A 15,919-nucleotide genomic window follows, 5' to 3' on the forward strand; every position below is an offset into this window, starting at 1 on the left:
GTCCGCAGCTCCCGCCGCGCGGTGGTCCGCGCGCCGAGCTGCCCGGCGGCGACCAGCAGCAGCGTGTGCCCAGCTGGAGCGACGAGAACGCCCAGCCGCCGGTGCCGCGTGCCTCGCTGGACACCCCGCGCGGCCACGAGGATCCGGACGCCTCGCGCACCGGTGCCATGCCGCGCTACGACGACCGCCAGGGTCCCGGCTCGACCGCCGAGATCCCCCGGTACGACGAGCGCCAGAACCAGGCGGGCCCGGCGGACCCGCAGAACACGGGCCAGTTCGCCCGCGGCGACGTCTACGGCGCCCCGGGGGGCCGGCAGGGCGCGCAGAACCCGGCCGACACCGGCCAGTTCACCGCGCCGCAGGGCTACCAGTCCGGCGCCACCGGGCAGTACCCGGTGCCGTCCCAGAACAGCACCACGGGCCAGTACCCGGTGCCGCCCCAGAACCACGCCCAGGGGCAGAACGGCACCACCGGCCCGTACGAGCGTCCGCAGCCCAACGGCGCCCAGCGGCCCGCCCCGCAGGCGCGGCCGGTGCCGCGTGAGCCCGAGGCGCTGCCGCCGGCCACCGGTCCCGGTGACGGGCGCACGCCGCTCTACGACACCCTGGAGACCAACTGGTTCCGGGGTGGCCGCGGGCAGCAGGAGCAGGAGCAGAACGGCAGTGCCCCCGCTCCAGCCCCGCAGCAGCAGTCCCCGCAGCAGCCGCAGGGACCCACCGGTCCCCAGCGGTCCGCCTCCGCCACTGCCTGGCGCAGCTCGCCCAACGACGAGCTGGTCAAGCAGGCCGAACGCGTCCGGCAGCCGGCCGCGGGCGGTGTCACCACCTCCGGCCTGCCGCGCCGGGTGCCCCGGGCGAACCTCGTCCCGGGCACGGCTCAGCAGCAGTCCCACCAGAGCGGTCCGCAGGTCTCGCGCGCGCCCGACGACGTGCGCGGCCGGCTGACCAATCTCCGTCGGGGAATCGCACAGGGCCGTCAGGCGGGATCCACCCAGACCGGGAGCTTCCCGCGGCCCACTCACCAGCAGGAGCGTTAGTTGAGCCCGATGAGCCAGGCGGCACAGAACCTCAACTGGTTGATCACCAACTTCGTGGACAACACCCCAGGGGTGTCCCACACCGTCGTCGTGTCCGCCGACGGCCTTCTGCTGGCGCTGTCCGAGGGCTTTCCGCGCGACCGCGCGGATCAGCTCGCGGCCGTGGCCTCGGGGCTGACCTCCCTCACGGCCGGCGCCTCGCGGATCTTCGAGGGCGGCGACGTGGCACAGACGGTCGTCGAGATGGAGCGCGGTTTTCTCTTTCTCATGTCCGTCTCGGACGGCTCGTCCCTGGCCGTCCTGGCACACCCCGAGTGCGACATCGGCCTCGTCGGCTACGAGATGGCGCTCCTGGTCGACCGCGCGGGGGCGGTCCTCACCCCGGACCTGCGCGCCGAACTACAGGGAAGTCTGCTCCACTGAACGGCCCCGGCACCACCCGTCTCACCACATCACCGTCCGGCCGCCACAATTTCCCCCCACCGGCCCTCGACAGACGGCACGACTGACCGACTTGCTGTCCCGCCCGGAGGATTGAGGATTCATGACCCCGCCCACCGCCTCTCATGATCCGTACGCGGAGCCGTACGAGGACGAGGGCGACCAGCCGCTGGTCCGTCCGTACGCGATGACCGGCGGCCGGACCCGGCCGCGCTATCAGCTGGCCATCGAGGCGCTGATCAGTACGACGGCCGACCCGGCAGCACTCATGGGGCTCCTGCCGGAGCACCAGCGGATCTGCCACCTGTGCCGTGAGGTGAAGTCGGTCGCCGAGGTCTCGGCGCTGCTGAACATGCCGCTGGGCGTCGCCCGGATCCTGGTGGCTGACCTCGCGGAGGCGGGTCTTGTCGCCATCCACCAGCCGGGCGGCGACGAGGCGACCGGCGCCCCGGACGTGACACTGCTCGAAAGGGTGCTCAGTGGACTTCGCAAGCTCTAGCGGCGGGGCGGTCTCCGACAGCCGTGCCACCACGTCCGCGAAGATCGTGGTGGCGGGCGGCTTCGGCGTGGGCAAGACCACGTTCGTCGGCGCCGTCTCGGAGATCAACCCGCTGCGTACCGAGGCCGTGATGACCTCCGCCAGCGCGGGCATCGACGATCTCACCCACACCGGGGGCAAGACCACCACCACGGTGGCCATGGACTTCGGCCGTATCACCCTGGACCAGGACCTGATCCTGTACCTGTTCGGTACGCCGGGTCAGGACCGGTTCTGGTTCATGTGGGACGACCTGGTGCGCGGCGCGATCGGCGCGGTCGTCCTGGTGGACACCCGCAGGCTGGCGGACTGCTTCCCGGCCGTGGACTACTTCGAGAACAGCGGCCTGCCGTTCGTCGTGGCCCTCAACGGATTCGACGGACAGCAGCCCTACCAGCCGGAAGAGGTGCGCGAGGCCCTGCAGATCGGGCCCGACACCCCGATCATCACCACCGACGCCCGGCATCGGGCGGACGCCAAGAGTGCGCTGATCACGCTGGTCGAGCATGCGCTGATGGCGCGCCTCAGGTAGCCAAATCGGCAGTGGATCACGGCAGTTGCCGTGACGGCGAGCCGGGTGCACCGGGGTCGGCTGTGTCCTTTGACACGGCCGGCCCCGGTGTTCATAACGTTTCGGCAGAGGAATCGGGTGACGTCGACACGCGTCGCGTTCGCACGGTATCGCTGCGCTCACATTGGGCCTGCCTTTTGCCGGACCTCGCTGTTTATGACCGTTTTATCTGGGGCTTACAAGCGCGGGCTCTGATCGTTTCCGTTGTTTGGAAGTCCGCAGGTCGGCATGCTGGAATGCCTGAACTGCCCAATAGTCAAAGACGTACCAAGAAGTCGATGGCGAGCAGGGCTCTGAGACACTGCGGCACAACGAAGGTGCCGACCGCCGAGAGGTTGTTGGTCGAGTGAGGCGAAGCAAGAACAGTCCCGAGCCGTCGGCCCGGGGCAACTTCACCCCGCCGCCGCGCACAGCGGCGCCCGCCCCCGTGCCCGGTCCGGAGCCGACGGCCGCGCCCGCCCCGAGCGGCGGCCGGTTCACCCCGCGCAACTGGCGGGTGGCCACCAGGCTGAACGCGATCCTGCTCATACCCGTGCTGGTCGGCCTCGTCATGGGCGGCTTCCAGGTGAGCAGTTCGATCGACACCTGGCAGGAGGCCGAGGACGCGGAGAACACCGCGCGTCTGGTGCAGGCCTCCCTCACCTACGCCGACGCCCTCTACGTCGAGCGGGACATCACCGCCGTTCCGCTGCTGGAGGGCAAGGGCGAGGACGACCCCACCGTCGTCCAGGCCCGCGCCAAGACCGACAAGGCCGCCGACGCCTTCGACGAGGCCGCGAAGAACATGCCGGACAAGGCGGGCCTGGAGCGCCGCCTGGAGCGGTTCCGCAAGGCGGAGCCCGGGCTGACGCAGCTGCGCGCCAACGCCTACACCTCCAAGCTGAAGGGCGTGGACACGGAGGAGGGCTACGTCGACGTCGCCCACTCCCTGATGGAGTTCGCCAACGAACTCGGCCTCGGCACCGGCAACATCACCAGCTACGGGCGTACGGTCTACGCGATCTCGCTGACCAAGGCCGCGCTGTCGCTGGAGCGTTCCATCGGCATGCACATGCTGACCAAGCCCGGTCCCACCCCCAGCCAGCTCGCCAGCCAGCGGGTCGCCCTCTCCTCCTACGCCTACCTCGAGCGCATCGCCATCGAGGAGTACAAGGGCGGTGGCACCGAGGCCGACCTGACCAAGCTGGAGCAGACGGCGCAGGACATCGAGGCCAAGGGCGCGGCCATGGCCAAGGAGGCCAAGCAGCAGAACCCCGAGTACGTCGCGCCGCCCGCCAAGGTGGAGACGATGATCGGTGAGGTGGCCCGGCTCGACACCACCGACCCGGCCGCCCGCGCCGAACTCGCCGGCAAGGGCATCACCCGTGCCAACTGGTGGGCGGTGCAGACCCTCAAGTTCGACGGCTACCGCCAGATCGAGGCCGACCTCGCCGACACCGCGGTGAACGAGGCCGCCCAGATCGCCGACGACGCCCAGCGCGACGCCTACATCACCGGTGCCGCTGTCGTGGTCGCGCTGCTCGCCGCGTTCATCCTGGCCGGCATGGTGGCCCGCCAGATGAGCCGCTCCATGCGCCAGCTGCGCAACGCCGCCTTCGGCATCGCCGAGCAGCGTCTGCCGATGCTGGTCGACCAGCTCTCCCGCACCGACCCCGGCCGGGTCGACACCCGGGTCACCCCGATCCCGATCACCTCCACGGACGAGATCGGCGAGGTCGCCCGCGCCTTCGACCAGGTCCACCGCGAGGCCGTGCGGCTCGCCGCCGAGCAGGCCCTGCTGCGGGGCAACATCAACGCGATCTTCACCAACCTCTCGCGCCGCAACCAGTCGCTGATCGAGGGCCAGCTGACCCTGATCACCGACCTGGAGAACAACGAGGCCGACCCGGACCAGCTGGAGAACCTCTTCAAGCTGGACCACCTGGCGACCCGTATGCGCCGCAACGGCGAGAACCTCCTCGTCCTCGCCGGCGAGGAGCCCGGCCGCCGCTGGGACCAGCCGGTGCCGCTGGTCGACGTGCTGCGCGCCGCCTCCTCCGAGGTGGAGCAGTACGAGCGCATCGAGCTGTCCGGCGTCCCGGAGGCCGAGATCCACGGCCGCGCCGTGACCGACCTCGTGCACCTGCTCGCGGAGCTGCTGGAGAACGCGACGACCTTCTCGTCGCCGCAGACCAAGGTCCGCGTCACCGCGACCCGGCTGCCCGACGGCCGCATCATGATCGAGATCCACGACAAGGGCATCGGCCTCACCGCCGAGGACTTCGCGGACATCAACCACAAGCTGGCCAACCCGCCGACCGTGGACGCCGCGATCTCCCAGCGCATGGGCCTGTTCGTGGTCGGCCGGCTGTCCGACCGGCACGGCATCCGGGTCCAGCTGCGCCCCTCGGGCGAGCAGGCCGGTACGACCTCGCTGGTCATGCTGCCGGACGCGATCACCCACGGTGGTGGCGGCGAGCAGCAGATGGACCGCGACGAGTTCACCGTCTCGCAGATCATCCCGAAGCAGAACTTCCAGGGCGAGGACTTCAACCAGCCCCTGCGCACCGCCGCGGAGCTCGGCTTCGACGACAGCCGCTACTCCGAGGTCCCGGACGACATCCGCGAACTGGACCCGGTCGGCCGCTCCCTGATGCGTGAGGAGCGCCGGGCGGCCCTGGAGGCCCAGGCACAGAACCAGCCCGAGCTGACCGCGTCGAACCGCCAGGAGGAGGCCGAGCAGTCCGGCTACCCCGACGAGTACGCCCAGCAGGGCTACGACAACGGGCAGGGCTACGACGGCGGCCAGGGCTACGACAACGGCTACCAGGAGCAGCAGACCGGCGGCTACGACCGGCAGGCGTACGCGGGCGGACAGCAGCCGTCGTACGAGGAGCCGCGGCAGCAGTCGTACGGCGAGGGGTTCTACGCCCAGAACGGCCACCTGCCGCAGAACGACGGCTTCTCGTCGAACGGCGGCTACCCGGACCCCTCCTACGCCGAGCCCGCCCCCCAGGCGGACACCTCCGCGGACTCCTTCCCGGGCTTCGCCGAGCGGCGCCAGCAGGACGACTGGCCGCAGCAGGACGACTACCGGGGCGGCTACCAGGACCAGTACCCTGCCGATGCCCGGTCCACGGAATCCGTGCAGGCCGCTGACGCAGGTGAGCGGGACAGCGTAGGCTTCGACCGTCCGGGACCGGCCCACTCCGCCGTCCACGAGCTGACCGACGCCGGGCTTCCGCGCCGCGGGTCCTCCGCGAGCGGCGCGAACGGCTCGAACGGCGCGCGGCACGTGAACCAGGAGCCGCCGGCCTCCACCGCGGAGAGCGACGGCGACAGCAACTGGCGCTCGGCGAACGACGAGCGCTGGCAGCAGGCCTCGCAGCTCCGCAAGCCCAAGGCGGGCGGAGTCACCTCCTCCGGCCTGCCGAGGCGGGTGCCCAAGGCCAATCTGGTTCAGGGTTCCGCCGAAACCACTCCCCAGGGAGGCCCCCAGGTCTCCCGCGCCCCGGAGGACGTCCGGGGCAGGCTGAGCAACCTGCGACGCGGTGTGCAGCGAGGCCGCAGCGCAGGCAGTGAAACGAACGGCCAGGGCTTCGGTCCTGACAGCACCTACAACCAGGAGCGTTAGTGTGAGCCCGATGAGCCAGGCGGCACAGAACCTGAACTGGTTGATCACCAACTTCGTGGACAACACCCCGGGGGTGTCCCACACGGTGGTGGTCTCCGCCGACGGACTCCTTCTGGCGATGTCCGAAGGCTTTCCCCGCGACCGCGCCGACCAGCTCGCGGCCGTCGCCTCCGGTCTGACGTCTCTGACGGCAGGCGCCTCCCGGATCTTCGAGGGTGGCAGCGTGAACCAGACGGTTGTGGAGATGGAGCGGGGATTCCTCTTCATCATGTCCATTTCCGACGGTTCGTCGCTCGCCGTTCTCGCACATCCCGAGGCGGACATCGGCCTCATTGGGTACGAGATGGCCCTTCTGGTGGACCGGGCCGGCACGGTCCTGACGCCGGATCTTCGAGCGGAGCTCCAAGGGAGCCTTCTCAACTAACAGACAGACGGTGCGTTTTGGCGTCCCGTGGCCGTAAGGTTTCGGGACGCGGCGCCACATGACGGGTGCCCGGCACAGTCGGAGGAGGAGAAAGTGGCAACACCCCCAGGCGGTTCGTCTTCGGGCAACTGGTCGTACGGTCCTGGCCAGGGCCAGAACGATGCTGCCCAGAGCGGATACGGCTACCCCTCCGCACCGAACCACCGGCAGCCGTACGCGCCGCAGGGCCCCGGCCCTTCGCCGTACGACCAGCCGCACAGCCCGCGCATCCAGCCTGTGCAGCCGCAGCGACGCACCCCCGAGCCGACGCCCGCGGGGGCGTCGAACAACCCCCTGGTGCGTCCGTACGCCATGACCGGCGGCCGGACCCGCCCGCGGTACCAGCTCGCCATCGAGGCGCTGGTGCACACCACTGCGCAGCCGCACCAGATGCAGGGGCAACTGCCCGAGCATCAGCGGATCTGCAACCTCTGCCGGGAGATCAAGTCGGTCGCCGAGGTCTCGGCGCTGCTGACCATCCCCCTCGGCGTGGCCAGGATCCTCGTCGCCGACTTGGCGGAGGCGGGACTGGTCGCCATCCATCAGCCCGGCGGCGACGAGAACGCCGGCGGCCAGCCAGACGTGACACTGCTCGAAAGGGTGCTCAGTGGACTTCGCAAGCTCTAGCGGCGGTCCTTCCCGCTCCACCACCTCCGCGAAGATCGTGGTGGCGGGCGGCTTCGGCGTGGGCAAGACCACGTTCGTCGGCGCCGTCTCGGAGATCAACCCGCTGCGCACGGAGGCCGTCATGACGTCTGCTTCGGCGGGCATCGACGACCTCACCCACACCGGAGACAAGACGACCACGACGGTCGCGATGGACTTCGGCCGTATCACCCTGGACCAGGATCTGATCCTGTATCTGTTCGGTACGCCGGGTCAGGACCGGTTCTGGTTCATGTGGGACGACCTGGTGCGCGGTGCGATCGGTGCCGTGGTTCTCGTCGACACGAGGCGGCTCGCCGACTGCTTCCCCGCTGTCGACTACTTCGAGAACAGCGGGCTGCCGTTCGTGATCGCGCTGAACGGGTTCGACGGGCAGCAGCCGTACTCCCCGGACGAGGTCCGGGAGGCTCTGCAGATCGGTCCGGACACGCCGATCATCACGACGGACGCGCGGCACAGGGCTGACGCGAAGTCGACGCTGATCACTCTCGTGGAGCATGCGCTGATGGCTCGGCTGCGGTAGTCAGCTGTTTCAGATCGGGTTGGGCAACGCCCCCTGCGGCCACTGGGCTGCGGGGGGCTGTTGTATGCCGGGTGCGGGTCGGTTGTGGCGGGCCGCGCAGTTCCCCGCGCCCCTGGATATGTGGCAGTGGCCCCTCCTTTGAAAGGAGGGGCCACTTTGTCGTCTGCGCTCAGCGCCAGCTGTGCGGGGCTCGGAAGCCCGGCTCGCGTTCCAGGCGGCGCCAGGCTGCGCGGGGGCGGGGGCGGTGGGTCGGCGGAGCCGTCGGCTGGGTGGCGGCGCGGGCCAGGAGGATGGCCGTGATGGCGGCGACTTCCTCGGGCTCGGCGTGGCCCTTCTCGACGCGGATGTCAGGTGTGGTCATGGTGGGTTCTCCCAGTTACTGGGGCGGGTTGCCGTGCTTGCGGGAGGGGAGGTCGGCGTGCTTGGTCTGGAGCATCGCCAGGGAGCGGATCAGCACCTCGCGGGTCTCCGCCGGGTCGATCACGTCGTCCACCAGGCCGCGCTCCGCCGCGTAGTACGGGTGCATCAGCTCGGCCTTGTACTCCTTGACCATGCGGGCCCGCATCGCGTCCGGGTCCTCCGCCTCGGCGATCTGCCGGCGGAAGATGACGTTGGCGGCACCCTCGGCGCCCATGACGGCGATCTCGTTGGTCGGCCAGGCGTAGGTGAGGTCCGCGCCGATGGACTGGCTGTCCATGACGATGTAGGCGCCGCCGTAGGCCTTGCGCAGGATCAGGGAGATCCGCGGGACCGTGGCGTTGCAGTAGGCGTAGAGGAGCTTCGCGCCGTGGCGGATGATGCCGCCGTGCTCCTGGTCGACGCCGGGCAGGAAGCCGGGGACGTCCAGGAAGGTGACGATCGGGATGTTGAACGCGTCGCACATCTGGACGAAGCGGGCCGCCTTCTCGGAGGCCTCGATGTCCAGCACACCGGCGAGCACCTGCGGCTGGTTGGCGACGATGCCGACGACCTGGCCGTCCATCCGGGCCAGCGCGCAGATGATGTTGCGCGCCCAGCGCTCGTGGACCTCCAGGTACTCGCCGTCGTCGACGAGCTCCTCGATGACCTTGGCCATGTCGTACGGCCGGTTGCCGTCGGCCGGGACCAGGTCGAGGAGCGTGTCGCTGCGGCGCTCCACCGGGTCGGCGCACTCCACCCGCGGGGGGTTCTCGCGGTTGTTCTGCGGGAGGAGGGAGAGGAGGTAGCGGACCTCGTGGAGGCAGGTCTCCTCGTCGTCGTAGGCGAAGTGGCAGACGCCGGAGGTCTCGGCGTGGACGTCGGCGCCGCCCAGGCCGTTCTGGGTGATCTCCTCGCCGGTGACCGCCTTCACCACGTCGGGGCCGGTGATGAACATCTGCGAGGTGTCGCGGACCATGAACACGAAGTCCGTCAGGGCGGGGCTGTAGGCCGCGCCGCCCGCGCACGGGCCGAGCATCACGCTGATCTGCGGGATGACGCCGGACGCCTTGGTGTTGCGCTGGAAGATGCCGCCATAGCCGGCGAGGGCGGAGACGCCCTCCTGGATACGGGCGCCGGCGCCGTCGTTGAGGGAGACCAGCGGGGCTCCGGCCGCGATGGCCATGTCCATGATCTTGTGGATCTTCGTGGCGTGGGCCTCGCCCAGCGCGCCGCCGAAGATCCGGAAGTCGTGGGCGTAGACGAAGACCGTACGGCCCTCCACCGTGCCCCAGCCGGTGATGACACCGTCGGTGTACGGCTTCTTGGCCTCCAGGCCGAAGCCCGTCGCCCGGTGCCGGCGCAGCTGCTCGACCTCGCGGAAGGAACCCGGGTCCAGCAGGAGCTCGATCCGCTCCCGCGCCGTCAGCTTGCCCTTGGCGTGCTGCGCCGCCGTCGCCTTCTCGCTCGGGCCGGCCAGTGCCTGCGCACGGATCTCGTGCAGTTCGGCCACGCGTCCGCGCGCGTCGGTCGGCTCAGCCGTCACTTCGGTCGACTCACCCGGCGCCTCATCCAAAACGGTCATGTAGTGACCTTACGAAGCCCACCGGTGATTGCGAGCCGTCGACTCCTCACAGTCTCCGACGCGTTTTCCTGGTACCCCTGAACAGAACCACAGCGCCATGCAGGCGTTCCGACTGCTCAGAGGGCTTCGCGCTTGTAGGGGTCGCACAAAGCCGTCAGCTGAGAGTCACCTCACATCGGTGGGTGGCGCATACCTCCCCCGGAGTGACGCGCAGCCTCAGACGGCGGCCGGTGGCGAGGATTTCCACGGTGTCGTCGGCCTTGATCGGTCCGCGCACCGGGTGATCCCAGATGATCTCCAGCGGTTCGCCCGTTCGGGTCGGTTCGCTCACGCAGAGGGTAGCGGTACGGCCCCGGCGGCGGAGCAGCACGCTCGCCGGAGCGGTGGAGGTGAGCGCGCCCGCGGTGCCCGGCTGCCAGAAGTTGGCGGCGGTGAGGCCGAGGGAGGGGACGGCGACGGCCTGGCGGGTGCGGTCGTTGGCGAGGATCCGCAGCCAAGGGCGGTCGGCGGCGCGGCGGGTGATCCGGTGACGGTCGGCGCCGGGCATCAGGACGTAGGCGTAGGTGGCGTCGGTGGGGTCGGTGCCGTGGTCGAGCCACAGGGTCTGCCAGCGGCGGGTGCGGCGTTCGGTGGTGCTGGTGGTGTTGATGTCGGACCAGGCGCCGGTGCGGTCCTCGCGCAGGGTGCGCAGCTCGCCGTCGAGGATCAGCCAGCCGCCGTGGCCCTCCAGGTGCGCCCAGTTCGGGCCGCGGGTGAGCGTGTTGGTGCCGCCCTCCCCCAGGTTGCGGTTGTCGACGATCGTCTCGACCGGGACGCCGTCGGCGCAGGTGATGCCGGCGCCGAGGCAGATCACCGCGTCCGCCGTGCAGAACCAGGACTTGCGGGCCTCCAGCGTGGAGCCGAGGCCCTTGAGGTGCTGGCCGATCGCCGCGTACTCCCCGTCGGTGCTGCCGCCGACCCAGCGCACGTCGGGTTTCGGCGCGCCCCACTCGCCGCCGGCGCGGTCGGGCAGGCGCCGGGTGGAGACGGTGGTTCCTGGCAGGCGGTACCAGTCGACGGTGGGCCAGAACCAGTCCGTGTACTGGTCGCCGAGGCCGGGCGCCCACCAGGTGAGCATTCCGGCGCCGGTGTGCCAGCCGCGCGGGTTCTCGCCGTTGCCGCACTCGTAGTGGGCGATGCGGTCGCTGGCCATGGCGATGTTCGCGGTGAACCCGGGGCGGCGGTGCACGGCGCGGTCCATGGCCGCGAAGAGGCGGTGGCCGGTGGGTTCGGGCGCGGCCGGGAGGGGGGAGGCGGCGATGGCGTGCAGGCGGGCGAGGTCGGCGACGCCGTACTGGCGGGCGGTCAGGATCGGGGACACGGTGTCGCGCTCGATCCAGCCCTTCACGCGCGCGTGCCAGCGGTCGCGCTCGGCCGGGCTCGCGGCCCCGGCGAGGACGGCGACGGCCGCGATGAGCTGCTGGCCGTGGAAGTGGTCGGAGCGCATGACGTGCCGGTCGTCGCTCTTGAGGTAACCGCGGCTGATGGCACGGCCGTTGACGCTGTCCATGACCAGGCCGTCGTGGATGAGCGGCGCGTAGGCGTGCTCGACGCTGTCCAGGATGATCTGCCGGTTCGGGTCGGTGACGGCCCAGTCGGACCCGGCGAGGAGCGAGAAGAGGCGGCCGAGTCCGTCGAGCATCACCTGTCCGTACGTGCCGGAGTAGGCGACCCAGGTGTGCTGGACGAACGAGCCGTCGGCGTAGAGGCCGTCGCCCTGGGTGACGTACGGGAAGACCGGCGAGAGCGCGTCCCGGGCGAGGGCGATCCTGGCGGGGTCGCGGCCGAGGATGCCGCGCAGGGCGACCGAGCGGCACAGGTCGACGCGGTTGGCGCCGGTGGAGGTGCCGGAGTAGTCGGTGAGCGCGGAGTCGGGGATGAAGTGGTCGATCGCGGCGCAGGTGGCGGCGATCCGGTCGGGGCCGAGGTGGTCGTAGAGGGCGGCGGTGATGTCGGTGAGCAGGCGGGGGCTGCCGATCTGCCATTCCCACCAGTTGCCGTAGCGGGTGGTGGACGGGTGGTAGACGGTGGCGGAGAGGTGGTCGAGGCCGCGCAGGACGGCGGTGAGGAGGGCGGGGTCGCCGGTCGATCCGGTGCCCTGCTGGACGTACGCCTGGGTCATCGTCCACAGGCGGCCGTAGCTGAGGGTGATCCCGGCGGGCGGATCGAAGGGGTGACCCGGCCAGAGGGAGTCCGGCGCCGGGTCCATGGCGGCCATGAGGCTCCGTGCCTCGGTGCCGGTCTCGGCCAGCCGGGAGGCGTACGGCTCGGCGGTGGGGTCGTATCCGTCGCCGAGCGCGATGGTGAGCCAGCGGCGGCGGAGGGTGTCGTAGGGGTCGGCCGCGCGTGTGCCGGGCGAGGGCGCGGCGGCGGTCACCGCGAGGGCGGCGGCCGCGCCCAGCAGTGCCCGCCGCGTCGTGCGCGGCACCGCTCCTCGTCCGGCCCGCCCGCGTTCGGCCTCGCGCTCCTCGTAGCTGCCCATGACTCCCCCGGTCGGACGGACGGAACGGAACCGTCCAGGACCCTACCCGGGAGCCGGGTGCGGCAGGCGTGGTTCGCCGCTCAACCGAAACGGTTCAGCAGCCTGCGGTACAGACGCGGGGTCAGGGCCCGGACCCGGTTGGGGACGGTGAGCCAGGTGGGGATGTAGGCCTCGTCGCGGGATTCCGTGACGGCCTGCCAGATGGCGGTGGCCACGTGGGCCGGGGAGGTGGGCCGGGGGTGGGAGCGGTGGTAGGGGCGGCCCCGGCGGGCGAAGAAGCTCGTGTCCACCGGGCCGGGGACGACGAGGGTGACGCCCACGCCCGTGCCGAGCAGTTCCTGGCGCAGCGCCTCGGCGAAGGCGGCGAGGCCCGCCTTGGCCGCCGAGTACACCGCTTCCTCCCGTACGCCGACCGCTCCCGCCACCGAGCCGATGAGCACCACCCGGCCGCGTCCGGCGGCCACCATGGACGGCAGCACCTCGCGGACCAGGTGCAGGGTCGCGTTGAGGTCGAGGGCCAGCACCCGGTCGATGTCGGTGTGCGGCATGCTCAGGAACGGCCCCGCCCAGCCGATGCCCGCCCCGGCGATCAGCAGGTCGATGCGCTCGGTCTCGCGCAGCGCGGCCTGCGCCAGCAGCTTCGGTCCGTCCGGAGCGGCGAGGTCGGCGGGCAGGACGACAGCCGACGTCCCGGTCGCCGTCTCCTCCAGCCGGCGCCGGTCGCGCCCGCTGAGCAGCAGATGCCAACCGCCGGCGGCGAAACGCCGGGCCGTGGCCGCGCCGATGCCGGACGAGGCGCCGGTGACGAGGGCGACACTCTGGTCCGTACGCGGCTGTGGGCCGTGGGCGCGCACCGGTGCGGCGGCGGTGACACGGCGTGCGGGGTCGGCCGGGGGGTCGTAGGTCGAGCCGGAGCCGGTGGTGGTCACGAGGCGGTCTCCCTGCGCTGTTCGGTCCGCTCTGCTCTCGTCGTCGCGGCGGGTCCTCGTCTTCCAGGACACCCCGACCCCCCGGACCTCCGCCAGCGCTGGGGGTCCGTCCGCCGGGCCCCGGCTCACCCGGTCCCGTGCGCTCTGCCCCGGCTTCCCGCGGTCCCCCGGCGGGTGCGGCAGGACCACCCCTGCGGGCCGCGGGGTGCGGCCAGGCGGGCGTATGCGGGGTACGGGCGCGGGTCCGCCGGGATACGAAGGGGACACCCACCCTTCCGTCTTCCGGTCCGTCGGTCCGGCTCCCCCGTGGCGAGGTCACCGTGCGTCTGCTGCTCGTCCACCCCAGCGCCCTGATGTACTCCGAGATCTTCCTCCGGCTCGAACCCCTGGGTCTGGAGCGGGTGGCGGGCGCCGCCCGTGAGGCCGGGCACGAGGTGCGGGTCGTCGACCTCCAGGTGCTGAGCGTGGGGCGGCTGCGGGAGGAGGTTCGGTCCTTCCGGCCGGAGGCGCTGGGGATCTCGCTGAACTACCTGGCGAACATCCCCGAGGCGATCGCCCTGGCCAAACGGGTGAAGCAGGAGGTGCCGGGCTGTTTCGTGTTCCTCGGCGGGCACAGCGTGTCCTTCGTCGCCGAGGAGGTGATCGAGCAGGCGCAGGGCGCGGTGGACGCGGTGGTCCGCGGCGAGGGCGAACCGGCGGTGGGGCCGCTGCTGGAGGCGGTGCGCGACGGAGGCGTGGACGGCGTCCCGGGCATCGTCACGGCCGCCGGGCGGGGACCCGGCCCGCTGATGCTGCACGGCATCGACGCCCCGCTTCCGGCCCGGGATCTGATGCGGGCCCGGCGCCGCTACTTCATCGGCGAGCTGGACCCCTGCGCCTCGATCGAGTTCACCCGGGGCTGCCCCTGGGACTGCTCGTTCTGCTCCGCGTGGACGTTCTACGGCCGCAGCTACCGCAAGGCGTCACCCGAGGCGGCGGCGGAGGACCTGGCGCGGATCCGTGAGCCGAACGTGTTCATCGTGGACGACGTGGCCTTCATCCGGCCCGAGCACGGGGACGCGATCGCCGCCGAGGTGGAGCGGCGCGGCATCAGCAAGCGGTACTACCTGGAGACGCGGGCGGATGTCTTGCTGCGGCACCCGGAGGTCTTCGAGCGGTGGGCGCGCCTCGGCCTGCGCTACATGTTCCTCGGCATGGAGGCGATCGACGCCGAGGGGCTCGACCTGTACCGCAAGCGGGTGAGCCCCGACGAGAACTTCAAGGCGCTGGAGACGGCGCGGCGCCTCGGCATCAAGGTCGCCATCAATCTGATCGTGGATCCGGCGTGGGACGAGGAACAGTTCCGGGTGGTGCGGGAGTTCGCGCTGACCGTGCCGGAGATCGTGCACTTCACGGTGATGACGCCGTATCCGGGTACGGAGATCTGGCACACCGAGTCGCGCCGGCTCACCACCCGCGACTACCGTCTCTTCGACATCCAGCACGCGGTCGTGCCGACCACACTGCCGCTGGACCGCTTCTACGAGGAGCTGGTGCGCACGCAGGCCGTCATCAACCGCAAGCACCTCGGGCTGCGCACGGCGTTCGGCGCGGCGCGGGTGCTCGGGCGGAATCTGCTGCGCGGGCAGACGAACTTCGCGCGCATGCTGTGGAAGTTCAACCAGGTCTACAACCCGCGCCGGCAGTTCACCGACCACGCCCGGCCGGTGCGCTACGAACTGCCGCTGCCGCAGCGGATCGACGTGGGCGACCGGCGCAAGCTGTACGTCCACACGCGGGGGGCGACGCAGGGCGCGCCGACCCGCAGGAGCCCGGACTAGCCGCCGGGGCACGGGGCCGCTTCCGTCATGGCCATCGCCGTTCTCGCCTCGCTCGCCGCCGGTCTCTGCTTCGCGGTGGCGGGGGTGCTGCAGCAGTGGGCGGCGTCGGCGCGGCCGGACTCGGAGGCGCTGACGGTACGGCTGCTGGGGCATCTGGTGCGCGATCCCCTGTGGCTGAGCGGGATCGGGCTCGCGGTGGTGGCGTACGGGTTCCAGTCACTGGCGCTGGCGTTCGGGCCGGTCAGTCTGGTGCAGCCGCTGATCGTCGCCGAGCTGATCTTCGCGGTGCCGCTGTCGGCGCGGCTGCACCGGATGCGGCTGGGGCGGCGGGAGTGGTGGGGCACCGGGGCGGTGGCGGCGGGGCTCGCGCTGGCACTGGCGTCGGCCCGCCCGCACGGGGGTGATCCTGAGGCGGCGGGGGCGGTGTCGTGGGGGCTGGTGGTGGGGGCGGTGACGGTGGGGGCCTGCGGGGCGCTGGTGATCGCGCGGGGGCTGAACGGGCCGTGGAAGGCGTCGGCGACGGCGCTGGCCGCGGGAGCGGTGATGGGCACGCAGTCGGTGTTGCTGGCGGCGACGGTGGACAAGCTGCGGGACGGGCTGGGTGCGGCGCTGGGGGCGTGGCAGACGTACGCGCTGGTGGTGGCGAGTGTGTGCGGGCTGCTGCTGATCCAGAGCGCGTTCCAGCAGGGGCCGCTGGCGGCGAGCATCACCGTTCTGGACGCGACGGAGCCGGTGGTGGCGGTGACCGTGGGGACGGTGCTGTTCGGGGAGTCCATCCACGTGGGGTGGCCGGTGTCGGGGGTGACGCTGGCGGGG

The 15,919-nt window shown here is 71.4% G+C and carries 13 protein-coding genes and 1 pseudogene; 10 read left to right on the forward strand and 4 right to left on the reverse strand.

Features of this window, described 5'->3' with window-relative positions:
* The 8 genes and pseudogenes from N4P33_RS21855 to N4P33_RS21890 form a co-directional block, all read left to right on the forward strand.
* Window positions 1-1,037 (forward strand): annotated as a pseudogene (locus N4P33_RS21855) (hypothetical protein); the annotation flags it as partial.
* 9 nt (window positions 1,038-1,046) lie between these two features.
* Entirely contained in the window at window positions 1,047-1,460 is a 414-nt protein-coding gene (locus N4P33_RS21860; protein WP_030231800.1) for a roadblock/LC7 domain-containing protein, read from the forward strand.
* Between the two features lie 121 nt (window positions 1,461-1,581).
* Window positions 1,582-1,977: a DUF742 domain-containing protein gene (locus N4P33_RS21865; protein ID WP_031121441.1), complete on the forward strand. Its 396-nt coding sequence runs from the start codon at window positions 1,582-1,584 to the stop codon at window positions 1,975-1,977.
* Window positions 1,958-2,548, forward strand: coding sequence for an ATP/GTP-binding protein (locus N4P33_RS21870; protein ID WP_260828342.1), 591 nt, complete (start codon window positions 1,958-1,960; stop codon window positions 2,546-2,548). The genes N4P33_RS21865 and N4P33_RS21870 overlap by 20 nt, the downstream gene beginning before the upstream one ends.
* Before the next feature lie 385 nt (window positions 2,549-2,933).
* Window positions 2,934-6,200 (forward strand): nitrate- and nitrite sensing domain-containing protein, encoded by a 3,267-nt coding sequence (locus N4P33_RS21875; protein WP_260828343.1) that lies wholly within the window; start codon window positions 2,934-2,936, stop codon window positions 6,198-6,200.
* A 10-nt stretch (window positions 6,201-6,210) separates the two neighbouring features.
* Window positions 6,211-6,624, forward strand: coding sequence for a roadblock/LC7 domain-containing protein (locus N4P33_RS21880; protein WP_004983065.1), 414 nt, complete (start codon window positions 6,211-6,213; stop codon window positions 6,622-6,624).
* 93 nt (window positions 6,625-6,717) lie between these two features.
* Entirely contained in the window at window positions 6,718-7,290 is a 573-nt protein-coding gene (locus N4P33_RS21885) for a DUF742 domain-containing protein (protein WP_260828344.1), read from the forward strand.
* Window positions 7,271-7,852: an ATP/GTP-binding protein gene (locus N4P33_RS21890; protein ID WP_044384251.1), complete on the forward strand. Its 582-nt coding sequence runs from the start codon at window positions 7,271-7,273 to the stop codon at window positions 7,850-7,852. The genes N4P33_RS21885 and N4P33_RS21890 overlap by 20 nt, the downstream gene beginning before the upstream one ends.
* A gap of 169 nt (window positions 7,853-8,021) precedes the next feature.
* Here N4P33_RS21890 and N4P33_RS21895 read toward each other — a convergent pair whose 3' ends face one another.
* The 4 genes from N4P33_RS21895 to N4P33_RS21910 all read right to left on the reverse strand — a co-directional run bounded on the left by N4P33_RS21895 (window position 8,022) and on the right by N4P33_RS21910 (window position 13,283).
* Window positions 8,022-8,213: an acyl-CoA carboxylase subunit epsilon gene (locus N4P33_RS21895; RefSeq protein ID WP_260828345.1), complete on the reverse strand. Its 192-nt coding sequence runs from the start codon at window positions 8,211-8,213 to the stop codon at window positions 8,022-8,024.
* A gap of 15 nt (window positions 8,214-8,228) precedes the next feature.
* Entirely contained in the window at window positions 8,229-9,833 is a 1,605-nt protein-coding gene (locus tag N4P33_RS21900; RefSeq protein ID WP_260828346.1) for an acyl-CoA carboxylase subunit beta, read from the reverse strand.
* A 154-nt stretch (window positions 9,834-9,987) separates the two neighbouring features.
* Window positions 9,988-12,354: a polysaccharide lyase 8 family protein gene (locus N4P33_RS21905; protein ID WP_260828347.1), complete on the reverse strand. Its 2,367-nt coding sequence runs from the start codon at window positions 12,352-12,354 to the stop codon at window positions 9,988-9,990.
* Between the two features lie 80 nt (window positions 12,355-12,434).
* Complete coding sequence (locus tag N4P33_RS21910) at window positions 12,435-13,283, reverse strand: SDR family oxidoreductase (protein WP_260828348.1); 849 nt, start codon at window positions 13,281-13,283, stop codon at window positions 12,435-12,437.
* A gap of 320 nt (window positions 13,284-13,603) precedes the next feature.
* On the opposite strand from N4P33_RS21910, the gene hpnR reads away from it, so the two are divergent.
* The gene (gene hpnR, locus N4P33_RS21915; RefSeq protein WP_260828349.1) at window positions 13,604-15,103 is read left to right on the forward strand and encodes a hopanoid C-3 methylase HpnR; all 1,500 of its coding nucleotides are present in this window, start codon (window positions 13,604-13,606) and stop codon (window positions 15,101-15,103) included.
* A 27-nt stretch (window positions 15,104-15,130) separates the two neighbouring features.
* Window positions 15,131-15,919, forward strand: a 789-nt coding sequence (locus N4P33_RS21920) for a DMT family transporter (protein ID WP_260828350.1), incomplete at its 3' end; no start/stop codon positions are given.

The organism is Streptomyces sp. 15-116A (assembly GCF_025290915.1).
In the GTDB taxonomy this organism is placed as follows: Bacteria; Actinomycetota; Actinomycetes; order Streptomycetales; family Streptomycetaceae; genus Streptomyces.